The 20155-nt window shown below is 66.7% G+C and carries 25 protein-coding genes; 13 read left to right on the forward strand and 12 right to left on the reverse strand.

Annotated elements, in window-relative coordinates; genetic code table 11:
- Positions 1 to 123: 123 nt before the first annotated feature.
- The 4 genes from M4578_RS11245 to M4578_RS11260 all read right to left on the reverse strand — a co-directional run bounded on the left by M4578_RS11245 (position 124) and on the right by M4578_RS11260 (position 2807).
- Positions 124 to 921: an ABC transporter permease gene (locus tag M4578_RS11245; protein ID WP_258093512.1), complete on the reverse strand. Its 798-nt coding sequence runs from the start codon at positions 919 to 921 to the stop codon at positions 124 to 126.
- Positions 918 to 1640 (reverse strand): ABC transporter ATP-binding protein, encoded by a 723-nt coding sequence (locus M4578_RS11250; RefSeq protein ID WP_258093513.1) that lies wholly within the window; start codon positions 1638 to 1640, stop codon positions 918 to 920. The genes M4578_RS11245 and M4578_RS11250 overlap by 4 nt, the downstream gene beginning before the upstream one ends.
- Entirely contained in the window at positions 1637 to 2392 is a 756-nt protein-coding gene (locus M4578_RS11255; RefSeq protein WP_258093541.1) for an ABC transporter permease, read from the reverse strand. The genes M4578_RS11250 and M4578_RS11255 overlap by 4 nt, the downstream gene beginning before the upstream one ends.
- Before the next feature lie 211 nt (positions 2393 to 2603).
- Complete coding sequence (locus M4578_RS11260) at positions 2604 to 2807, reverse strand: hypothetical protein (RefSeq protein ID WP_258093514.1); 204 nt, start codon at positions 2805 to 2807, stop codon at positions 2604 to 2606.
- Between the two features lie 177 nt (positions 2808 to 2984).
- Here M4578_RS11260 and M4578_RS11265 point away from each other — a divergent pair, with 177 nt between their 5' ends.
- The 8 genes from M4578_RS11265 (at position 2985) to pqqE (ending at position 9180) form a co-directional block, all read left to right on the forward strand.
- On the forward strand, positions 2985 to 4559 hold the full coding sequence (locus M4578_RS11265; protein ID WP_258093515.1) for a sensor histidine kinase: 1575 nt from the start codon (positions 2985 to 2987) through the stop codon (positions 4557 to 4559).
- Between the two features lie 9 nt (positions 4560 to 4568).
- The gene (locus M4578_RS11270; RefSeq protein WP_258093516.1) at positions 4569 to 5249 is read left to right on the forward strand and encodes a response regulator transcription factor; all 681 of its coding nucleotides are present in this window, start codon (positions 4569 to 4571) and stop codon (positions 5247 to 5249) included.
- A gap of 75 nt (positions 5250 to 5324) precedes the next feature.
- Positions 5325 to 5804 (forward strand): acyl-CoA thioesterase, encoded by a 480-nt coding sequence (locus M4578_RS11275; protein ID WP_258093517.1) that lies wholly within the window; start codon positions 5325 to 5327, stop codon positions 5802 to 5804.
- 133 nt (positions 5805 to 5937) lie between these two features.
- The gene (gene pqqA / locus M4578_RS11280) at positions 5938 to 6030 is read left to right on the forward strand and encodes a pyrroloquinoline quinone precursor peptide PqqA (protein ID WP_040384855.1); all 93 of its coding nucleotides are present in this window, start codon (positions 5938 to 5940) and stop codon (positions 6028 to 6030) included.
- Positions 6031 to 6053: 23 nt separating this feature from the next.
- Positions 6054 to 6950 carry a pyrroloquinoline quinone biosynthesis protein PqqB gene (gene pqqB / locus M4578_RS11285; protein WP_258093518.1) on the forward strand — a complete coding sequence of 299 codons (897 nt, stop codon included), beginning with the start codon at positions 6054 to 6056 and terminating at the stop codon, positions 6948 to 6950.
- Positions 6947 to 7696 (forward strand): pyrroloquinoline-quinone synthase PqqC, encoded by a 750-nt coding sequence (gene pqqC / locus M4578_RS11290; protein ID WP_258093519.1) that lies wholly within the window; start codon positions 6947 to 6949, stop codon positions 7694 to 7696. The genes pqqB and pqqC overlap by 4 nt, the downstream gene beginning before the upstream one ends.
- Positions 7696 to 7968 (forward strand): pyrroloquinoline quinone biosynthesis peptide chaperone PqqD, encoded by a 273-nt coding sequence (gene pqqD / locus M4578_RS11295; RefSeq protein ID WP_258093520.1) that lies wholly within the window; start codon positions 7696 to 7698, stop codon positions 7966 to 7968. The genes pqqC and pqqD overlap by 1 nt, the downstream gene beginning before the upstream one ends.
- A 105-nt stretch (positions 7969 to 8073) precedes the next feature.
- Positions 8074 to 9180 carry a pyrroloquinoline quinone biosynthesis protein PqqE gene (pqqE, locus tag M4578_RS11300; protein ID WP_258093521.1) on the forward strand — a complete coding sequence of 369 codons (1107 nt, stop codon included), beginning with the start codon at positions 8074 to 8076 and terminating at the stop codon, positions 9178 to 9180.
- A 93-nt stretch (positions 9181 to 9273) separates the two neighbouring features.
- On the opposite strand, the gene map is transcribed toward pqqE, so the two are convergent.
- Complete coding sequence (gene map / locus M4578_RS11305) at positions 9274 to 10134, reverse strand: type I methionyl aminopeptidase (RefSeq protein ID WP_258093522.1); 861 nt, start codon at positions 10132 to 10134, stop codon at positions 9274 to 9276.
- 156 nt (positions 10135 to 10290) lie between these two features.
- On the opposite strand from map, the gene M4578_RS11310 reads away from it, so the two are divergent.
- Positions 10291 to 11163, forward strand: coding sequence for a mechanosensitive ion channel family protein (locus tag M4578_RS11310; RefSeq protein ID WP_258093523.1), 873 nt, complete (start codon positions 10291 to 10293; stop codon positions 11161 to 11163).
- Positions 11164 to 11364: 201 nt separating this feature from the next.
- Here M4578_RS11310 and sfsA read toward each other — a convergent pair whose 3' ends face one another.
- Complete coding sequence (gene sfsA / locus M4578_RS11315; RefSeq protein WP_258093524.1) at positions 11365 to 12072, reverse strand: DNA/RNA nuclease SfsA; 708 nt, start codon at positions 12070 to 12072, stop codon at positions 11365 to 11367.
- 49 nt (positions 12073 to 12121) lie between these two features.
- Between sfsA and M4578_RS11320 the strand changes: the two genes are divergently transcribed.
- From M4578_RS11320 to M4578_RS11335, 4 genes are all read left to right on the forward strand, one after another.
- Entirely contained in the window at positions 12122 to 12847 is a 726-nt protein-coding gene (locus tag M4578_RS11320) for a competence/damage-inducible protein A (protein WP_258093525.1), read from the forward strand.
- Between the two features lie 227 nt (positions 12848 to 13074).
- Positions 13075 to 13800: a GNAT family N-acetyltransferase gene (locus M4578_RS11325; protein ID WP_258093526.1), complete on the forward strand. Its 726-nt coding sequence runs from the start codon at positions 13075 to 13077 to the stop codon at positions 13798 to 13800.
- Position 13801: 1 nt separating this feature from the next.
- Positions 13802 to 14371, forward strand: a complete 570-nt coding sequence (locus tag M4578_RS11330) for a peroxidase-related enzyme (RefSeq protein ID WP_258093527.1) — start codon at positions 13802 to 13804, stop codon at positions 14369 to 14371.
- Entirely contained in the window at positions 14343 to 15272 is a 930-nt protein-coding gene (locus M4578_RS11335; RefSeq protein ID WP_258093528.1) for an OmpA family protein, read from the forward strand. The genes M4578_RS11330 and M4578_RS11335 overlap by 29 nt, the downstream gene beginning before the upstream one ends.
- 16 nt (positions 15273 to 15288) lie before the next feature.
- Here the strand turns inward: M4578_RS11335 and M4578_RS11340 are convergent, their stop codons facing one another.
- The 6 genes from M4578_RS11340 to M4578_RS11365 all read right to left on the reverse strand — a co-directional run.
- On the reverse strand, positions 15289 to 15996 hold the full coding sequence (locus M4578_RS11340) for a hypothetical protein (RefSeq protein ID WP_258093529.1): 708 nt from the start codon (positions 15994 to 15996) through the stop codon (positions 15289 to 15291).
- Positions 15997 to 16060: 64 nt separating this feature from the next.
- The gene (locus M4578_RS11345) at positions 16061 to 16423 is read right to left on the reverse strand and encodes a YigZ family protein (protein ID WP_258093530.1); all 363 of its coding nucleotides are present in this window, start codon (positions 16421 to 16423) and stop codon (positions 16061 to 16063) included.
- Between the two features lie 44 nt (positions 16424 to 16467).
- Entirely contained in the window at positions 16468 to 16947 is a 480-nt protein-coding gene (locus M4578_RS11350; protein ID WP_258093531.1) for a cupin domain-containing protein, read from the reverse strand.
- A gap of 40 nt (positions 16948 to 16987) precedes the next feature.
- Complete coding sequence (locus M4578_RS11355; protein WP_258093532.1) at positions 16988 to 17755, reverse strand: ion transporter; 768 nt, start codon at positions 17753 to 17755, stop codon at positions 16988 to 16990.
- A gap of 197 nt (positions 17756 to 17952) precedes the next feature.
- Entirely contained in the window at positions 17953 to 18858 is a 906-nt protein-coding gene (locus tag M4578_RS11360) for a LysR family transcriptional regulator (protein WP_258093533.1), read from the reverse strand.
- A 264-nt stretch (positions 18859 to 19122) separates the two neighbouring features.
- Positions 19123 to 20155, reverse strand: a 1033-nt coding sequence (locus M4578_RS11365) for an NAD(P)/FAD-dependent oxidoreductase (RefSeq protein WP_258093534.1), incomplete at its 5' end; no start/stop codon positions are given.

Raw genomic sequence — 20155 nt, forward strand, 5'->3', positions numbered from 1 at the left:
GACATCGCGTGATCTCCTTCCCGTTGAACGCTTGCTGTTCAGTCTAGCCGAGCCCGGATCACGCCGGAACACAGCCCTAGGTCGCAACGGCGCTCCGGGCCGCGAGCGGGAGAGAGGCGGCGGTTAGCGGCCCGGCTTGCGCCGGGTCAGCCCGTAGGCCGGATCGTAGCCCACCAGCGCCAGACCGAAGAACACCCCGAAGCTGACCGCGACCCACAGAAGCGCCATACCGTTCAGGTTTTGATACAGCGCGAAGCGGATCAGCTCGACCGCATGGGTGAAGGGGTTCACCGCGCAGATGTCGCGCAGGAGGTCCGAGCTTTCAGCCATCTTCCACAGCGGGTAAAGCGCGCTCGACAGAAAGAACATCGGGAAGATGACGAAATTCATCACCCCGGCGAAATTCTCAAGCTGCCGGATCGTCGAGGAAATGAGCAACCCCAGCGCGCCCAGCATCAGCCCGCTGATGACCAGCGCGGGCAGGACATAGAGATAGCCCAGCGGCGGCAGCACGATGCCGAACCCCGCGGCGATGGCCAGAAACACATAGACCTGAAGAATCGACACCGCGACACCGGCGAGCAGCTTGGACAAGAGCAGCCACCAGCGCGGCAGCGGCGAGGTCAGCAGCAGCCGCATCGAGCCCATCTCCTGATCGTAGACCAGCGAGAGCGAGCTTTGCATCCCGTTGAAAAGCTGGATCATTCCGCAAAGCCCCGGAACGATGTAGACCTCATAGGTGATGTAGGTCTGATAGGGCGGGATGATCGAAAGCCCAAGCGCGGCGCGGAACCCCGCCGCAAAAACCACCAGCCAGACCAGCGGACGCACCAGCGCCGCGAGAAACCGGCTGCGCTGGTGCAGAAACCGCAGCGCCTCGCGGCGCACGATGGCGAGCAGCGCGACGAGATAGGGTTTCATGCGGTCTCTCCGGTCGCGGTCATCTCGATGAACACATCGGCCAGCGGGCGCCCCTTCCGCAGCTCTGCGGCGGTGTCATGTGCCAGCACATGGCCCCGGTGCAGCACGACCACATCGTCGCTGTCATGGATCTCGTCCACCAGATGGGTGGCCCAGAGAACGGTCAGCCCGCCCGCCGCCAGCTCGTGCACATGCGCAACGATGTCCTGCCGGCTCTTGAAATCCAGCCCGACCGTGGCCTCGTCGAGCAGCAGCACCTCGGGCCTGTGGATCAGCGCACGGGCGATCTCCATCCGCCTTCGGTGACCGCCGTTCAGGCCGCGCACGGTCTCGCCCGCGCGTTCTGCCATGCCCAGCCGCTCCAGCGCCTCTTGCGCGCGCCGCGCCGCCTCGCGCCCGGAAATGCCGTGCAGGGCCGCGAAATAGCGCATGTTCATGGCCACCGACATATCCAGATCGAGCGTCGGCTGCTGGAACACCACACCGATTTTCGACAGCGCCGCGCGTGGCTCTTTCGCGATGTCGTGCCCGGCGACGGTGATGCGCCCTTCCTTGGTGACGAAAAGCCGCGTGAGCAGCGAGAACAGGGTCGATTTCCCGGCGCCGTTCGGGCCCAGAAGCGCGGTGAACCGCCCCGGCCGCAGCGCAAAGCTCACCCCGTCGAGCGCCCGTTTGGCCCCGTAGCTGTAGCCGAGATCCACGAGTTCGAGGGCGGTCACGCCGTCCCTCCCCGCCAGCGCCGCACGCGGCGTTCCCAGGGTTGCAGGACCAGCCATTCGACCGTCAGCATGACGGCGATGAAGGAGAAGGCATAGACCAGCACCATCCCCACATCGAAAAGCTGGAAATAGAGGTGAATCTGAAATCCGATGCCGTTCGAGCGGCCCAGGAACTCCACCACCAGAACGATCTTCCAGATCACCGCCACGCCCGAACGCGCGGCGGCGGTCAGGAAGGGCGCAAGCTGCGGCAGCACCACATGGCGCATCCGGCGGCGCCACGGCATCCGGTAGACCCCGGCCATGGCGTCCAGCCCGGGGTCGAGCGCCCGCGCGCCCTCGCGGATCACCGTTGCGACATTGGGGATCTTGTTCAGCGTGACGGCCGCGATGGCGGCGGCCTCGGTGAGCCCGATCCACAGATAGCACAGCACGATGAGCACCAGCGCCGGCAGGTTCAGGAAGATCACCAGCCAGGGGTCGAGCCAGCGGTCGAGTACCGGAAGCCGGCCCATCGCCAGCCCCAGCGCGGTGCCGAGACTCATGGCAAGCACAAAGGCCCAAAGCACCCGCGACAGCGTCCAGCCCAGATGATAAAGCAGCTCACCCGATTGCAGCGCCTGTGCAAAGGGCCGGGCCAGCGCCCAGGGCTGCGGCAGGATCTGGGGATCGGCGGTCACCGCCGCCGCCACGATCCAGATCAGCCCGAGCGCGACAAGCGAGATCGCGGGCACCGCAATCCGCCCGGGCACCTTCTGCCCGGCGGTGGCCGCTCCCTGCCAGCGCTCTGCCGTGTCGTTCGGCAACGGAAATCCTCCCCTTCCTCGGAAGGACCGTGACCGTTCGCGCCGCGCGCGTCAATTACTCCGAAGGGAGGAGAGCGGTTTCACCCGGTCGCAAAGGATCGCTCTGCGCAGCCGTGTCACCCGCATCCGCTGCTGCCTGCGGCCCTGACATCGGGCCTCAGGCCTCTTTCTCGCCCGGGCGGACAGACCGGCATTTCCAGCCGGTGACGGTAAAGGCGGGATGGGTCTGCGTCCATTTCGCCAGCTCGGGCTGCGCCCCCATCACACAGGTCATCGGCGTGATGTCGGTAAAGAGCAGGCTGCGTTCCTGGCACTGATCTGGCGCGGTGGACAAGCAGGCCACAAAGAGAAGCTCAATCATGTTTGCCTCGTTGAATTGGACGTGATGCCCGCGCAGGATCGCGCAAAGGCCCCGAAGAAAGGATCAACAGAAAGGTCGCACCATGCTGCATTGCAGCATTTTGACAAAGTTTTTGCATGCTCTCTCATCATGTGACCAAATATTGAGCAGCGCAGAAAGGTAAATGGCACTGACCGAATGCGGCAAGGACTGTCACTCAAGGCCCGGCTCGGACTGGGTGCGGGGCTGCTGGGCCTCATCACGCTGCTGACCGCGGCGCTGCTCGCGGCGGGCATGTCGCGGGTGTCGCAGCGGCTCGAAACGGCGCTGGCGGCAGAAACCCGGCTTGAACATTATGCCGCGCTCTCGACCCAGGTCTCAACCTTTATCGTGGTCGCCGCCGAGGTGATCCAGCGCGGTCTGCCGACCGAGACCCGCGCCGCGCGGATCGACCGGATCGCCGAAACCATCGGGCAGACCTTTTCCCGGCTGCGCGCCGGGCTCGACCTCGAGGTCGCCGAAGCGCGCGGGCTCGACGCGCAAAGCCGCCGCGCCACGCAATCGCTTGCCATCGCCCGGATGGAGGCGCTGTTCCGGACGGCACGGGACGGGCTCTCGGCCGAAACCGGCGAACAGACCCGGCTGCGCGCCTATCTCGACACGTTCGCCTCGGGGTTCGAGCCGCTTCTGGCCGAGGCCGTCAACGAGGAAAAGCGGCTGCGCAACGAGATCCTCGCGGGGATCGAGGATCTGCGCCGCCGGCTGACCCTGGCGGCGCTGAGCATCGCGCTGGGTGCGGCGGCGCTTTCGGCGGGGTTCTATTTCGGCCTCGTCCGGCCTCAGTTCCGGCGGCTCGACGCGCTGCGCGATGCCGCCCGCCGGATCGGCCGCGAGGATTTCGCCATCGCCCTGCCCGACGGGCGCAGCGACGAAATCGGCCGGCTCTCCAGCGAAACCGAACGTATGGCGCTGGCGCTGGCGACACGCCAGCGGGCGGTCGCCGCCGACCGGGCGCAGCTCAACGAGACGATCCGCCAGCGCACCGAGGCGCTGCGCGCCGCCAACACGCGGCTGGAACGCATCGACGAAGACCGCCGCCGCTTCTTTGCCGACATCAGCCACGAGCTGCGCACGCCGCTGACGGTGATCCTGATGGAAGCCCAGCTCGGTCGCCGGGGCGCCGACCCGGCCCCGGCCTTCGCCACCATCGAAACCCGCGCGCAGCGGCTGAACCGCCGCATCGACGACCTGCTGCGCATTGCCCGTTCCGAAACCGGCCAGCTCGCGCTGGACACGGCCCCGGTCGACCTTGCCGCGCTGCTGCAAGAGGCCATCGCCGAGACACAGGCCGAACTCTCCAACGCGGGAATGACCGTCACGGCACCGCCTGCGTCGCCGGTCATCGTGACCGGAGATCGCAACTGGCTGCGGCAGGTGGTGGTCGGATTGATCCGCAACGCCATTCGCCACGCGCGGGCGGGCGAAAAACTGCGGCTCGCGCTGCAAGAGACCGACACCGGCGGCGAGATCGCGCTCACCGACAACGGCCCTGGCATCGCCCTCGAGGATCAGGCGCAGATCTTCGATCGCTTCGCCCAGGGCGCGGGCGGCGGCAATGCACAGGGCTTTGGCCTGGGCCTCGCCCTGGCCCGCTGGGTGATCGAGGAGCAGGGTGGCAGCATCGCAGTGCAGAGCCCCGTGCCCCGCGACGCCGCCCTCGGCGACGCCCCCGGAACGAAAATCTCGGTTCGCCTTCCGCGTGTGCCGGGTTAGGGTGTCGCCATGAACACGCAGACCCGGCTTCTGGTGGTCGATGACGACCCGGAAATCTGTTCCGCCCTCGCACGGGGGCTGGCGCTGCACGGCTATGCGGTCGAGACCCGCAACCGCGCCGAGACCGCGCTCGCGGATCTGACCGGCCATCGCTTTGCCGCCGCTGTGGTCGATGTCATGCTGGGCGCCGACAGCGGTATCGCGCTGGTGCGCGACGCGCGGGCCTCGGGCGCGCAACTGCCCATCGTCATGCTCTCGGCGCTGTCCGATGTCGATCACCGCGCCGCAGGGCTCGAGGCCGGGGCCGACGACTATATCGTCAAACCCTTCTCCTTCGACGAGTTGGCCGCGCGGCTGAAGGTGCAGGAGCGCCGCGCCGCCACGCTGCGCCCGGCGCCCGCGCGGCTGTCGCCCGCCGCGCGCAGCCTCAGCACCGGCACGCGCACGGTCACGCTCACCGACCGGGAATTCGCACTGCTGGCGCTGCTGGCCGATCACGCCGGCACGCCCCTGCCTCGCGGCGAGATCTTCGATGCGCTCTGGGCGGGCGACTCCCGGTCGGAAAACGTGGTCGATGTCTATATCGGCTACCTGCGCAAGAAGCTGAAACCCGCCTCCGATTTCGGCTTCGAGATCGCCACCGTCCGACATAAAGGCTTTTGTCTCGACGGCCTGCCGCCGCAGCGCTGAACCGCAGGAAGCGCTTGCACCGCCCCGCGTTTTTGCCATCTTGCGCAGAGGACCCAGCCAGCAACGGAGCGCGCGATGGACCCCCGCCAGTTGGAAATGACGGTGCTGATGACGCCGGATATGGCGAATTTCAGCGGCAAGGTGCATGGCGGCGCGCTGCTGAACCTGCTCGACCGCGTCGCGTTTTCCTGCGCCTCGCGCTTTTCCGGGCGCTATGCGGTGACGCTGTCGGTCGATCAGGTGACTTTCAAGCAGCCGATCAACGTGGGCGAACTGGTCACCTTCCGCGCCAGCGTGAACCATGCCGGGCGCACCTCGATGGAGATCGGCATCCGGGTCGAGGCCGAGGACATCCGCAAGGGCACACGGCGCCACACCAACTCCTGCTACTTCACCATGGTCGCGGTGGACGAGGACGGCAAACCCGCCGAGGTGCCCGAGCTGCGCATTCTCACCGAGACCGAGGCCAAGCGCAACCGCGCCGCCACCGTCCGCCGCGACCTGCGCCGCCGCTTCTCCGAAGAGCTGAAACAGGCCGCCAAGGGCGAGCTTTAGGGCGTTTCCACCTCTACACGCGACCAAAGTCTAAGCGTTTCTTAGAAACTAAGACTCGCCTCCCCCCGTCTGTGTTTGGCAGTCTGGCATGCACCGAAACAATCGTTCGGCACGCCAGAGGAGGAGGAAACCCATGGCCTGGACCAAGCCCGTGATCCGCGAAATCGAGTGCGGTATGGAAATCAACATGTACGGCCCCGAGCACGACGACGGCGTCCTGTTCTGAGCCCCGGCGCGCGGGAGGACGCGATGCAATTCCGCGCGCGCATTCTGGGGGCCGCCGCGGGCGGCGGCCTGCCTCAGTGGAACTGCGGCTGCGACAATTGCCGCAGCGCCCGCGCGGGCGAGATCCCGCCGCAGACGCAAAGCTCGCTCGCCGTCTCCGCCAACGGGCGGGACTGGGCGGTGCTGAACGCCTCGCCCGACATCCGCGCCCAGCTCGCGGCCTGCACCGTCCTGCACCCGACGGGCCTGCGCGAGATACCGCTGCGTTCGGTGCTGCTCACCAATGGCGACATCGACCATGTGGCGGGGCTTTTGACGTTGCGCGAAATGCAGCCCTTCACGCTTTACGCCACACCCGGCATCCACGAGGTGCTGGCGGAAAACCCGATCTTTTCCGCGCTGAACCCGGCGGTCGTAACCCGCGCCACCGTGGCGCTCGACAGCCCCGCCGAGATCGCGCCGGGCCTTGTCGCAACGCTCTTCGCGGTGCCCGGCAAGGTGCCGCTCTATCTCGAGGGCGAGGAGGTGCAGACCGATCTCATGGGCGAACAGACCGTGGGGGTCGAGCTCACAGCAGGCGATGACACCGCCTATTACATTCCCGGCTGCGCGCGGCTCACCGACGCGCTGCGCGACAGGCTTTCCGGCGCAGCACTGGTGTTTTTCGACGGCACGCTCTGGCGCGACGACGAGATGGTCCGCGCCGGGCTCGGCAGCAAGACCGGCCAGCGCATGGGCCATATGTCGATGAGCGGCGCGGAGGGCTCGATCGCCGCCTTCGCCGGGCTCGATATCGGAGAGAAGATCTTCGTTCACATGAACAACACCAACCCCGTCCTGCGCCCCGGCTCGGAGGAGCGCCGGGAAGCGGAAGCGGCGGGATGGACCATCGGTCAGGACGGCATGGAGGTCACGGCATGACGATGACACGCGACGCATTCGAGGCACGGCTGCGGCAGATCGGGGCCGAGCGCTATCACGATCTGCACCCGTTCCATCACCGGCTGCATGGCGGCGGCTGCACCCAGGACGAGGTGCGCGCTTGGGTGATCAACCGCTATTACTACCAGCATTCGATCCCGATGAAGGACGCCGCCTTCATGTCCCGCGTCGAGGATCCGGCGCTGCGCCGCGCCTGGCGGAGCCGGATCGAGGATCACGACGGCACCGAGACCAATGAGGGCGGTATCCGCCGCTGGCTGCGGCTGGCGAAGGCGGTGGGGCTCGACCCCGATTATGTCGCCTCCTGCGAGGGCGTGCTGCCGGCCACGAAATTCGCCGTCGACGCCTATGTGCGCTTCGTGCGCGACAAGACGTTGCTCGAGGCCGTCGCCGCCTCGCTCACCGAGCTTTTCGCCCCGGCGATCCACGCCAACCGCATCGAAGGGCTGCTGAAGAATTACGATTTCGCCGATGACAGCGCGCTCTCCTATTTCCGCAACCGGCTGAAAGAGGCGCCCAAGGACGTGGCCTTCGGGCTGAAATGGGTGCTCGACCACGCCGATACGGCGGAAAAACAGGAGATGGCGGCGAAAGCGCTGATCTTCAAAACCGATGTGCTCTGGTCGCAGCTCGATGCGCTCTGGGGCGCTTATGTCGAGCCCGCGCGCATCCCGCCCGGCGCCTGGCGCCCCGGCGAGGGGTTGCGCGCCGCCGAGGCCGCGTGATGTCGCCCGCCGACATCCCCGCCCTGCCCCGCGGCGTGCGCCTGCACTGGGACCGGGTGCGCGAGACCTGGGTGCTGCTGGCGCCGGAACGTACCGTCACGCTCGACGCGGTGGCCCATGCCATCCTGTCGGAACTCGACGGCATCCGCAGCCTGGGTGAGATCACCGAAACGCTCGCCGCGAAATACCACGCCCCGCCAGAGCAGATCGCCGCCGACAGCGCCGGATTCCTCGGTGCGTTGCACGCCCGCCGCTTTCTCGACCTGCGGTGATGCGATGACCCATCCGCCCCTGCCCCGCATGCAGCTTCTTCTCTTTCCAAATACGCACGGCACGGCCTCGACCACCGGGCCCGCCGCCGCAGAAAAAGGCGCTTCATGACGACCCGTCCCCCCATCGCCATGCTGGCCGAGCTCACCCACCGTTGCCCGCTCGCCTGCCCCTATTGCTCCAACCCGGTCGATCTCGCCCGACAGGAGAGCGAACTCGACACCGACGCATGGCGCGACGTGTTCCGGCAGGCCGCCGATCTGGGTGTGTTGCAGCTCCACCTCTCCGGCGGCGAGCCCGCCACCCGCCGCGATCTGGAAGAGCTGGTGCAGGCCGCCCGCGACGCCGGGCTCTACACCAATCTCATCACCTCCGGCATCGGCCTGACCGAACGGCGGCTGAGGGCGCTCGACAATGCCGGGCTCGACCATATCCAGCTTTCGCTTCAGGGCACCACGCCCGAGATGGCCGACGAGATCGGCGGCTACGCGGGCGGCTACAGGCGCAAGATGATGGTGGCCGAGTGGATCGGACAGATCGGCTTTCCGCTCACCCTCAACGCGGTGCTGCACCGGCGCAACCTGCATCAGCTGCCCCGCGCGCTGGAGATGGCGGTGGAGATGGGCGCACGCCGCATCGAGGTCGCCACCGTGCAGTTCCATGGCTGGGCGCTGAAAAACCGCGATGCACTGATGCCGACCCGCGCGCAAGCCGAGGAGGCGACGCGCATCGTGACAGAGGCGCGCGCGCGGCTGAAAGGCACGCTGGTGATCGACTATGTGCCCGCCGATTACCATTCCGATTACCCCAAGCGCTGCATGGGCGGCTGGGGCTCGACAGGGCTCAACGTCGCGCCCGATGGCACGGTGCTGCCCTGCCACGCGGCCCAGACCATCCCCCACCTTCGGTTCGACAACCTCCGCGACAAGCCCCTCTCCGAAATCTGGTACAAGGGCACGGCCTTCAACGCCTATCGCGGCACGGGCTGGATGCCCGAGCCCTGCGCAAGCTGCGACCGCAAGGAGGTGGATTTCGGCGGCTGCCGCTGCCAGTCCATGGCACTCGCGGGGGATGCGGCGGCCACCGATCCCGTTTGCGTGAAATCGCCCCATCACAGCGATCTGCAATCCCGTGCAGCAGCCCATGCGACGGCGGCAGACGCACCGCTGATTTATCGCAGCGTCCCCGGCAGAGCGACCGAACCGGCGGAATGACCCGACCGCCCTCGCACCGGACCGGCGATAGCGGCGAGGAGCGCCCGCAAGGGCGCGAGGAGCCGCTCCTCCGCCCGCGCGGGCGTCGTCGCCTCAGGCCTCTTCCCAAGTCGGATGGAACCGTCCAGCAGGCGACAAGGTAAAGATCTCGACTCCGTCCGCGGTCACCCCCACGGAATGCTCGTATTGCGCGGAAAGCGACTTGTCGCGGGTGATCGCGGTCCATTCGTCCTTGAGCACCTTGGTCTCGGGACGGCCCAGATTCACCATTGGCTCGATGGTGAAGAACATGCCCTCCTCGAGCCGCGGCCCGCTGCCGGCGCGGCCATAATGCAGCACATTGGGCGGTGCGTGAAACACCCGCCCCAACCCGTGGCCGCAGAAATCGCGGACCACCGACATGCGGTGGCTTTCCACATAGCTCTGGATCGCGTGGCCGATGTCGCCGAAGGTGTTGCCCGGTTTCACCGCCTCGATCCCGATCATCAGCGAGTCATGGGTGACCTGCATCAGTCGCTTGGCATAGGCCTTGGGCTCGCCCGCCACATACATCCGGCTGGTATCGCCGTACCAGCCATCCACGATCACCGTCACGTCGATGTTCAGGATGTCGCCATCGACCAGACTGTCGTCGGTGCGGCCGTGCGAATCGTTCTTCCACTTCGGAATCTTGCTGCCCGGAATACCGTGGCAGACCACATGGTTCACCGAAATGCAGCTTGCGTGCTGATAACCCTTGTAGCCGATCGTCGCCGAGATCGCGCCCGACGCCTCGACCGCGCCGCGGATAATCTCCTCAAGCCCGCCGGTCGTCTGGCCCGGATAGACATGCGGCGCCACATCGTCGAGGATGCGCGCGGCGACGGCGCCGGCCTTGTGCATGCCGTCGAAATCGGAAGGCTCGTGGATGCGGATGCCGTCCCGGGTGAGGCGGCCGCCGGTGTCATGTCTCAAAGCTGCGCGCTCCGTCCTGCGTGAATACCCGATACTTAATCCCAATCGCCGGGCAATTCCAGAGGCAGAAGCCGGAACATTCCCCCCTGCCCGGGCGTTGCCGAACGGGCCTACTGCCGCGCATAAGCGGTCACCGGAACAGGAACGAGAGGACAAATGGAAACGCTTCGCAACCTGCTGAACATGCAAATCTACGGCGGCAAATCGCTGTCGGACCTTCTGACGCTGGAATTCCTGGCACAGCTCCTGGGCAATGTGGTCGCCGCGGTGCTGCTGCTGATCGTGGGCGCCTTCGTCGCCGGCTGGATCAAGCGCCGGATCATCGCCATCTCCAAGCGCAGCGCGAAGCTGGACGACACCCTGTTCCACTTCCTCGGCAACCTGGCGCGCTACACCGTCCTGCTGTTCACCGCGCTTTTCGTACTGAACACGTTCGGCGTTCAGACCACCTCAATCGTCGCCGCCATCGGTGCCGCCGGTCTCGCCATCGGCCTGGCGCTTCAGGGCACGCTGTCGAACCTCGCCGCCGGTGTGATGATCATCATCTTCCGCCCCATCAAGCTGGGCGATTTCATCGAGGTCGCCGGCGAGATGGGCACAGTGAAGGATATCACGCTCAACACCATCGAGCTGGCCTCGCTGAGCAACACCCAGATCATCATTCCCAATGCGCAGGTCTGGGGCAATGTGATCGAGAATTTCTCGGTCTACACAACCCGCCGCGCGGAATGGACCTTCGGCGTGGGCTACGGCGCCAATCTGAAGCAGGCCGAAGAGGTGATCCGCGACACGATCCTGTCCGACCCTCGCGCCAAAACCGATCCCGCGCCGTTCATCCAGGTCAACAATCTGGGCGACAGCTCGGTGGATTTCCTCGTGCGGGTCTGGGTCGACAGCGGCGATCTTTTCCAGTTCCAGGCGGATATGAAACGCCAGGTGAAAGAAGCGCTGGATGCGGCGGGCGTGGCAATCCCCTTCCCGACCCGCACACTTCATATCGAAAAGGGCAGCGCCGTCGAAAGCGCGTAACCCTCCGGACGCGGCGCGGGCTCAGCTACGGGTCAACGCCGCGTGTTGCCATATCGAAACACGCGCCGCGCCATTGCCGGGCCGCCGGCTGGCGCTCCTCGACGTCGAACCTCCTACTTTATCGCCGCCAAATCCGAAGAACCTCGAAACGAGGCGACGCCGGGAGGAACCGCTCAATATTCCATAAAAAGGTGGAAAAGCTCAGGGGGCGCGGAACGGCAGCGCGCGCCCGAGCGAGACGCCTTCGGGAGAGATCCCGCAGTCGAAGGCCAGAACCTCGACACCCGCAGCCGTGGCCTCGGCAAAGGCGCGCGCATAGGCCGGGTCGAGATCGGCGGCCAGAGTCACCTCCGAACAATCGGTGCGCTGCACCAGATAAAGCATCACCGCCCGGTGCCCCGCCCGCACCATCGCCGCCAGCTCCGCCAGATGTTTCGCCCCGCGCGCCGTCACGCTGTCGGGAAACTCCGCCAGCCCCGGCCGGCGCGACAAGGTCACCGATTTCACCTCGACATAGGCGTCAGGGCGGCCCTCCTCCAACAGCAGAAAGTCGATGCGGCTCTTCTCGCCGTATTTGACCTCGGGACGCACCGCGCCATAGCCCTCCAGCCCCGGCACCGCCCCTGCCTCCAGCGCCACGCGCAGCATGCGGTTGGGCACGCCGGTATCGACCCCGGTGAAGGCGCCGCTCTCATGCTCGACCAGCCTCCAGGCGTATTTCAGCTTGCGCTTGGGGTCGTCGTTCGGCTCCAGCCAGATTTTCAGCCCCGGATCCTTCAGCCCCAGCATGCTGCCCGGATTGGCCACATGGGCGGTGATCTCGCGCCCGTCCTCCAGCCGCGCATCGGCCAGGAAGCGTTTGTAGCGGCGGAGCAGCGTGGCGGGGATCAGAGGGGTTTGAAAGCGCATGGCGGCGGGCCTATACCATTGCAGGAGCCGCGCCAAGGAGAGCCGTGACATGACCAACCCCACCGCCGCGATGATCGTGATCGGCGACGAAATCCTCTCGGGCCGTACCCGCGATTCCAACATGCATCACCTCGCCCGCGAGCTGACCAAACAGGGGATCGACCTGATGGAAGTGCGCATGGTCTCGGACGATCGCGAGGCCATCGTGGGCGCGGTCACCGCGCTGAGCGCGACCTTTACCCATGTCTTCACCTCTGGCGGCATCGGCCCGACCCATGACGACATCACCGCTGATTGCGTGGCCGCCGCCTTCGGTGCCCCGATCGGCGTGCGCGACGATGCCCGGGCACTGCTTCAGGCGCATTACGACCGCCAGGGCGTGGAGTTCAACGATGCCCGCAAGCGCATGGCCCGCATTCCCGACGGCGCCACGCTGATCGAGAACCCGGTCTCCATCGCGCCCGGCTTCACCATGAAGAACGTGCATGTGATGGCCGGCGTGCCCGCCGTTTTCGAGGCGATGGTCGCCAGCGTCCTGCCCACCCTTACCGGCGGCGCGCCGCTGCTGTCGCAGAACCTGCGGATCGAACGCGGCGAGGGCGAGATCGCCGGGCCATTGGCCGAGCTGGCAACGGAGTTCAGCGACCTCTCCATCGGTTCCTACCCCTATCAGCGCAATGGCGTCTATGGCGCCAATATCGTGATCCGGGGGCAGAACGGCGCGCGGGTGGACGCGGCAATGACCGCGCTCGCCGCGCTCTTTCCCGAGGGCTGAACCCGGGGCAGCCTCAAAGCCCCGGGCGCGGCGGAAACCCGGTCCGCACCGCAGCAAGAGAGCCTCGCACCGGCATGTCACGAGGGCCTATCGGCCCTCGGCAGCCGGGGCAATCCTCGCCCGATCCGCGCAGAGCGATTGCCAGCACGCCCGGGGATCGCCATAAAAGGCCGGAAGCTGTCCACGAGGTACGCCTTGGCTCCTGCCACTTTCTCCGGGTTCGCCGCATGACCCCCGATCTGCCGCGGCTCTACGCCGCCATCGACGGCACATGGCCCGCGGCGCGCGCCATCGACGCAGGCCCCTGGCGGCTGCGCGAAGGCGGTGGCGGCGGCAAGCGGGTCTCCTGCGCCAGTGCCGAGCGCGACTGGACCCCCGACGACCTGCCCGCCGCCGAGAAGGCCATGGAAATGATGGGGCAAGATCCGCTGTTCATGATCCGGGCGGGCGAAGAGGCGCTGGATTCCGCGCTGCAGGCCGCCGGCTACGACCGGATTGACCCGGTGAACCTCTGGCTCAGCCCGCCCCCCCGGCTGACCGATGTCAAGATTCCCCGCGTCACGGCCTTTGCCGTCTGGGAACCGCTCGCCATCATGCGCGAGATCTGGGAGGAGGCCGGCATCGGCGCCGACCGGCAGCGCGTCATGGAGCGCGCCAAGGGCCCCAAGACCGGGCTGTTCAGCCGCCTTCGGGACAAGCCCGCCGGCGTCGGTTTCTGCGCGATCCATGACGGGATCGCGATGGTGCATGCGCTCGAGGTGCGCGCGCCCCATCGCGGCAACGGGCTTGGCAAATGGATGATGCGCCGCGCCGCCGCCTGGGCGGGCGATCATGGCGCGGACTGGATCGCCGTGCTTTGCGTACAGGACAATCACCCCGCGAACGGCCTTTACGCTTCGCTTGGCTTCACGCTTGTGGGGCAATACCACTACCGCATCAAAGTCGAGAGCTGACATGACCAAGGACCTGCCCACCGCACTCAACCTGCCCATGGCGGACCCGCTGCCGCCCGAGACGCAGAAATATTTCGACATCTGCAACGACAAGCTCGGCATGGTTCCCAATGTGCTCAAGGCCTATGCCTTCGACGTGGCCAAGCTGAACGCCTTCACCGCCATGTACAACGAGCTGATGCTCGCCGATTCCGGGCTCAGCAAGCTGGAACGCGAGATGATCGCGGTGGTCGTTTCGTCGATCAACAAATGTTATTACTGCCTCACCGCCCATGGCGCCGCGGTGCGCGAGTTGTCGGGCGATCCGCAACTGGGCGAGATGCTGGTGATGAACTGGCGCGTCGCCGACCTGCCGCACCGCCATCGCGCGATGCTGGCCTTTGCCGAGAAGATGACCAAGACCAGCGCCGAGATCGCGGAATACGACCGCGAGGCACTGCGCGACGCGGGCTTTGGCGAGCGCGACATCTGGGACATCGCCAATGTGGCGGGGTTCTTCAACATGACCAACCGCGTGGCGAGCGCCACGGACATGCGGCCGAATGACGCCTATCACGCGCAGTTTCGCTGAGGCGGCGCTGCTCCTGATCTGCCTGGCCGGCCCGCTGCAAGCGCTGGATCTGAGCCTGCCGTCAGGGGCGCGGATGATGGCCGAGCGCGTCACCGATCCCGGCAGCTATGCGGTGCCGCTGGGGCCCTGGCGCGAAGACGGCGGCAGCCCGGTGATCCGCGCAGAGGGGCGCATCGCCCGGCAGGCCTGGCGCATCGACGCCTCCGACCTGACCACGTTGCAGATCCTCGCGCCGCTGCGCGATCAGATCCTCGCAGCCGGCTACGAGCTGCTGTTCGACTGCGCCTCCGCGCGCTGCGGCGGCTTCGATTTCCGCTTCGGAACCGAGGTGATCCCGGCGCCCGAAATGTATGTCGATCTCACCGCGTTTCGCTTTCTTGCCGCGCGCGGCCCCGAGGGCGATTATCTGACCCTGCTGGTCAGCCGTTCGAACGCAGCGGGATATGTGCAGATCATCCGTGCCGGGGCGGGCGCGCCCACAAGGATCGTGCCGGACGGCGCCGTCCCCATCCCTGCGGCCGCGACGGAGGGCATTGCCGCCGAGCTCGAGGCGCAGGGCCATGCGATCCTGCGCGACCTGCGTTTCGAAAGCGGCGCCACGGCTCTGGGCGATGCGACCATCGCCTCTCTGGACGCGCTGGCCGCCTATCTGCGCGACAACCCCACGCGGCGCATCCTCTTTGTCGGCCATACCGACGCCGTGGGCTCTCTGGACGCCAATACGGCGCTCTCGCGCAAGCGCGCCGCTGCGGCAGAGGCCTATCTGCGCGATAGGGACATTCCGGCGGCACAGATCGGCTCGGACGGCGTGGGCTATCTGGCACCGGTCGCCAGCAATCTCACCCAGGAGGGGCGAGAGGAGAACCGGCGCGTCGAAGCGGTGCTGATCTCGACCGACTGACCGGCGCGTCCGGGCCCTATATCGTCAGCAACGCCACGCGTCCGCGCAGACCGGGGGACAGCGGCGAGACTGCCGGCACCGGGGGCAGGATACGCGGCGCAGAGGCCTCTTGCGGTGCCGGTGCGGGTGGAACCGCGCGTTTCCGGGCCTGCGGGCTGGGCGACCGGGACGGCGTGCTGACCGGTGCGGGATCGCCGCAAAGAGCGTTGAGCACAGCCCCGATCCCCGTCAAAACCGCGATGGCCACGATACTCCACAGCGCAATTGTCAGCCAGGGCAGCGCAAACGCCCAGCTTGCGGCGTGATAGATGAGCGCCATCATCATGATGCCGAACCCGACGGAGAGCGCAAACGCGAGGGCGCGAAAGGCGCCCTCCACGGCCAGCAGCAGGGCCTCCAAGGCGGTGCTGACGAACACCGCCAGAAACAGCAGGCCCGCAGCCAGAACAAGCGTCAGCGCAAACAGAAGATACGGCGCGGTCTGTCCCGTAAAGAAGCTCACCCCCGCGCCGATCAGTTGCGCGAAGATGACATCGGGCAGGCTGTCCCCCGTCGCCACGCGATAGATCACCACGCTCATCAGGTAGCCCAGCGCAAGCAGCGCCCCCAGGCGCAACCGCATCGCCACCGTAAGGCGCGTCGCTTTCAAGGGCCGCCCCCACACGATCAGACGACCGGCGAGGCATTCCGCAAACGCCACAAGATCGTTTTTTCTTTGGGACATGCCATGCTCCCGCACCGAAGGTTTCGCGAGATCTAGCGCCGCGCCGCCGCCGGACAAGGGCGCTTTAGCGCTCGCTCTCCGGCAGCGCTTCCAGATAGGTCCGCACCGCGTCCTGCACATGGCGAAACCGGTCGCCCCCAAGATGCTTGCCGCCATACCAGCGCGTCACCACCACCAGGTGATCGGAAAGCCCCTCGCGTTCGAGCATGCGCAGGATGACCATACCGGCGCCGCTCTCGCCGTCGTCGTTCTTGACCGGACCGGCCGAGGTCAGCAGCCCCCAGCTATTATGGGTCGCCTTGGCGAATTTCTTGCGCCGGCACAGCTCCTTGATCAGCGCCTTCGCGGCCTCTTCCGAGGCGCAGGGCGCGCCCGAGACGGCGTATTTCGAACCCCGGTCGCTGATGATATTCTCGATGATCCGCATGCTGCCGGTCTAATCCGCCGGTCCGGGGCGGGCAAGCGCGCGCCTCATGCGGGATCGTAGGGCGACCCCGCCGGGGTTCCGTCGAAGGTGGCGATCTCGCGCGAGGTGATCTCCTGGCTGTCCGGATCGCGCGTCAGCCGCACGACGCGGTCGTGATCCGGGTAGGTGACGACATCGGCCAGCCCGCGCGTGCCGATCACCAGATAGCGCACCGGCGCCGCGCTTGTGTTTTCGAGACAATGCCCCTCGGGCACCCCGGCCCGAAACGTTGCCGCCTCGCCCGGAGACAGCGTGTAACACGCGTCACCCTCATGAACCGTCACCTCGCCCGCCAGCACATAGACCATTTCATCCTCGGTCGCGTGCCAGTGCCGGATCGACGAGCGCGAGCCCGGTGCCAGGATCTCGACAAAGGCGCCGAACTGGGTCAGCCCGCCGCTGTCGCTGAAGAGAAGCGCCTCGTAAGGCCCGCAGGACCCGTCTCCGGCATCCCTCCGAACGGTCGTTTCGGTGAGTTTGGGCATGATCGCCTCCGGCGGGAGTATTTGGAGAAAGATGAAAAGCTCAGCGTCGCTCGTCAAGCCGCGCCTCGATGGCGCGCAGGCGGGTGATCACCTCGTCGCGGTAATCCTCGGTGGCGGCGACCTCTTCGACCGCATGTGCCTCTTGCATGGAGTTCACGATGAGACCGACCACCAGGTTCACCACCGCGAAGGTGGTGATGAGGATGAAGGGCACAAAGAACATCCAGGCCTCGGGATGCACCTCCATCACCGGGCGCACGATGCCCATGGACCAGCTTTCCAGCGTCATGATCTGGAACAGCGTGTAGGCGGAGATGCCCAGCGTGCCGAACCATTCGGGAAAGCTGGTGCCGAAGAGCTTGGTCGCGATGACCGAGGCAATGTAGAAGATCACCCCCATCAGCAGGAAGACCGAGCCCATGCCGGGCAATGCCGAGACGAAACCCTCGACCACCCGCCGCAGCGTCGGCGCGACCGAGATCACCCGCAAAAGCCGCAGGATTCGCAGCGCCCGCAGCACGGCAAGCCCCTGCCCGGCAGGCACCAGCGCGATGCCGACCACGAGAAAATCGAAGATGTTCCAGCCCGAGCGGAAGAAGGAGAAGCCGCGCGCGTAGAGCTTTGCCACCAGCTCGGCCACGAAGATCGCCAGACAGGCCGTGTCGAGCGCAACGATCAGCCAGCCCGCCGCGTCCATGGCGCCCTGGGAGGTCTCCAGCCCCAGGATCACCGCGTTGAACAGGATCACCGCCATGATGGTGTAGCGCACCAGCGGGCGGTCGAGAAACAGGGCAAGGCTCTGACGCATGAAAATTCGGCTCCGGTTCTATACCCGGGGCATCTAGGGATCGCAGGCGCCCCTCTGCAAGAGGCGCCGCGGCGCGGCGGCAATATTCCGAATAGCCATCGCCTCCTCTCCAGGCGAACCGCAAAAGAAAAGCGCCCCGGAACGCATCCGGAGCGCAGGCGGCCTCGTGCCTAGCGAGACTTGGGGAAGAACCTCGGTTACCAGTCCTGCGGGCCTTTCTCGGCAAACGCATGGACCAGGAAATCAATGAAGGCGCGGACCTTGGGCTGGGTGAACCGGCCCGGCGGGTAGACCGCGTAGATGCCCTGGGTCTCGATCGGCAGCTCGGGGATCGCATCCTCGACCAGCCCCTGTTTCATGGCATCGGCGTAGAGATAGGAGGGCAGATAGGCGATGCCGAGACCCGCGATGCAAGCGTTCAGCAGCGATTGCCCGTCATTGACGCTCAGCCAGCCGGCGGTGCGCACCTGGCGCTTTTCGCCGGAAGGCGCGGTCACCTTCCAGACATTGCCGCTCGACTGGTTGGAGTAATGCAGCAGCTTGTGCTCGTTGAGATCGTCGATGCGCGCGGGGCGGCCGAATTTCTCGAAATAGGAGGGCGCGGCGATCATCCGCTTGGTGGTGTCGGTCAGCTTGCGGGCGCGCAGGGTGCTATCTTCCAGCTCGCCGATGCGCACGGCCATGTCGAACCCTTCCGAGATCAGCTCCACATAGCGGTTGTTCAGCACCATGTTCACGGTGATGTCGGGGAATTCCGCAAGAAAGTCGCCCAGCACCGGGCTGAGATGGTTCACACCGAAATCGGTGGCGACCGAGATTCGCAGCAGGCCCGAAGGCGCGGATTGCATGGAGGTGACCAGCGCGTCGGCCTCTCCGGCGTCGTTCAGCACGCGGCGAGCGCGGTCGTAATAGGCCAGCCCGATCTCGGTCGGCGAGACACGGCGGGTGGTGCGGTTCAGCAGGCGGGCGCCAAGCCGCGCCTCGAGCGACGACACGTGCTTGGACACGGCCGATTTCGAGATGCCCATCTTCTTTGCCGCATCGGTAAAGCCGCCCTGATCCACGACCGTGGCGAAGGCTTCCATTTCGGTCAGACGATCCATCACCGTCTCCTCGTTCATTCTTCTTCGGGATCGAGTAATGGTCGGAGATTGAGGCACAACTTGGACCTAGGCGAGACAATAGCAGGGTTTCACAGCGCACTGTGCGTGACGTAGAAACCCGCTCTCTATACCTCTTGCAAAGAGCCCCTGCGGCTGCCGCGCCGGTCGCGGCCGGCTCTCGCAGGCCGGCAAGCCGGACGACCGGCGCGCCCACAGGGCTGCTCGCCCGAGACCGTCCCGGCCCGAAGGGCGCAGGGCCCGCCGCTAAAGCGCCGCGCCCAGCCGCACGCCCTGGTCGATCGCGCGCTTGGCGTCGAGCTCTGCCGCCACATCGGCCCCGCCGATGACGTGAACCTCTCCCGCCAAGCGCGCCACGAGATCGCGCCGGCTTTCCTGGCCGGCGCAAAGCACCACTGTATCGCAGGCGATCCGTTCGGGCTGGCCGTCGCGCAGGATATGAAGCCCCTCCGCGTCGATGCGTTCATAGCTCACCCCGGCCTTCATCACGACACCCTTCCGCTGAAGCGCCGTCCGGTGGATCCAGCCGGTGGTCTTGCCAAGCCGCTTGCCCGGCTTCTCGGCCTTGCGCTGCAAGAGCACCACCTCGCGCAGGGGCGGCGCGGGGCGGGGGCCCTCGGGCGCCAGCCCCCCGCGCGCGGTTTCGGGATCGGTGACGCCCCATTCGCGCAGCCACTCGGGCAGATGCACCGTCGGGCTTTCGCCGGTCACCAGATATTCGGCCACATCGAAACCGATGCCCCCGGCCCCCACAACCGCCACTCGCTGGCCCACCTCGGCACCGTCGCGCAGCACATCCACATAGCTCAGTACCGACGCATGGTCCTGACCCGGAATGCCCGGGTCGCGCGGCGTCACCCCGGTGGCCAGCACCACGGCATCGAAGGGCGCCAGCGTCTCCGGCTCTGCCCGTGTCCGCAGCGCCAGCGTCACCCCGGTTTCGCGCAGCATCGCGCCGAACCAGTCGACCAGCCCGTCGAACTCCTCCTTGCCCGGCACCCGCCGCGCCATGTTGAGCTGGCCGCCGATCTCGCCGGCCTGTTCGAAAAGCACCACCTCATGGCCGCGCTGCGCCGCCGTGATGGCACAGGAAAGCCCCGCCGGACCGGCCCCCACCACCGCCACACGGCGGCGGGCCTTGGCCGGCGTCAGCGCCAGTTCGGTCTCGAAAGCGGCGCGCGGGTTCACCAGACATGGTATGATTGCGGCGGTCGCTCTCCGGGGGCGAACGAGGTCAGGTATGTTGGCCTCATGGATAAATGCCGTGAGGAGAACGACC

Source organism: Salipiger pentaromativorans (genome assembly GCF_024721115.1).
GTDB classification, from domain to species: Bacteria; Pseudomonadota; Alphaproteobacteria; order Rhodobacterales; family Rhodobacteraceae; genus Salipiger; species Salipiger pentaromativorans.

Bases quoted from the DNA above. Each gene is read 5' to 3' on its own strand.
- M4578_RS11330 (WP_258093527.1), top strand. From the start codon at position 13,802: ATGACCAAGGACCTGCCCACCGCACTCAACCTGCCCATGGCGGACCCG.
- M4578_RS11270 (WP_258093516.1), top strand. From the start codon at position 4,569: ATGAACACGCAGACCCGGCTTCTGGTGGTCGATGACGACCCGGAAATC.
- pqqE (WP_258093521.1), top strand. From the start codon at position 8,074: ATGACGACCCGTCCCCCCATCGCCATGCTGGCCGAGCTCACCCACCGT.
- M4578_RS11355 (WP_258093532.1), bottom strand. From the start codon at position 17,755: ATGCGTCAGAGCCTTGCCCTGTTTCTCGACCGCCCGCTGGTGCGCTAC.
- M4578_RS11325 (WP_258093526.1), top strand. From the start codon at position 13,075: ATGACCCCCGATCTGCCGCGGCTCTACGCCGCCATCGACGGCACATGG.
- M4578_RS11350 (WP_258093531.1), bottom strand. From the start codon at position 16,947: ATGCCCAAACTCACCGAAACGACCGTTCGGAGGGATGCCGGAGACGGG.
- M4578_RS11360 (WP_258093533.1), bottom strand. From the start codon at position 18,858: ATGGATCGTCTGACCGAAATGGAAGCCTTCGCCACGGTCGTGGATCAG.
- M4578_RS11340 (WP_258093529.1), bottom strand. From the start codon at position 15,996: ATGTCCCAAAGAAAAAACGATCTTGTGGCGTTTGCGGAATGCCTCGCC.
- pqqB (WP_258093518.1), top strand. From the start codon at position 6,054: ATGCAATTCCGCGCGCGCATTCTGGGGGCCGCCGCGGGCGGCGGCCTG.
- pqqA (WP_040384855.1), top strand. From the start codon at position 5,938: ATGGCCTGGACCAAGCCCGTGATCCGCGAAATCGAGTGCGGTATGGAA.
- M4578_RS11245 (WP_258093512.1), bottom strand. From the start codon at position 921: ATGAAACCCTATCTCGTCGCGCTGCTCGCCATCGTGCGCCGCGAGGCG.
- sfsA (WP_258093524.1), bottom strand. From the start codon at position 12,072: ATGCGCTTTCAAACCCCTCTGATCCCCGCCACGCTGCTCCGCCGCTAC.
- M4578_RS11310 (WP_258093523.1), top strand. From the start codon at position 10,291: ATGGAAACGCTTCGCAACCTGCTGAACATGCAAATCTACGGCGGCAAA.
- M4578_RS11335 (WP_258093528.1), top strand. From the start codon at position 14,343: ATGACGCCTATCACGCGCAGTTTCGCTGAGGCGGCGCTGCTCCTGATC.
- M4578_RS11320 (WP_258093525.1), top strand. From the start codon at position 12,122: ATGACCAACCCCACCGCCGCGATGATCGTGATCGGCGACGAAATCCTC.
- M4578_RS11275 (WP_258093517.1), top strand. From the start codon at position 5,325: ATGGACCCCCGCCAGTTGGAAATGACGGTGCTGATGACGCCGGATATG.
- pqqD (WP_258093520.1), top strand. From the start codon at position 7,696: ATGTCGCCCGCCGACATCCCCGCCCTGCCCCGCGGCGTGCGCCTGCAC.
- M4578_RS11265 (WP_258093515.1), top strand. From the start codon at position 2,985: ATGCGGCAAGGACTGTCACTCAAGGCCCGGCTCGGACTGGGTGCGGGG.
- M4578_RS11260 (WP_258093514.1), bottom strand. From the start codon at position 2,807: ATGATTGAGCTTCTCTTTGTGGCCTGCTTGTCCACCGCGCCAGATCAG.
- pqqC (WP_258093519.1), top strand. From the start codon at position 6,947: ATGACGATGACACGCGACGCATTCGAGGCACGGCTGCGGCAGATCGGG.
- M4578_RS11345 (WP_258093530.1), bottom strand. From the start codon at position 16,423: ATGCGGATCATCGAGAATATCATCAGCGACCGGGGTTCGAAATACGCC.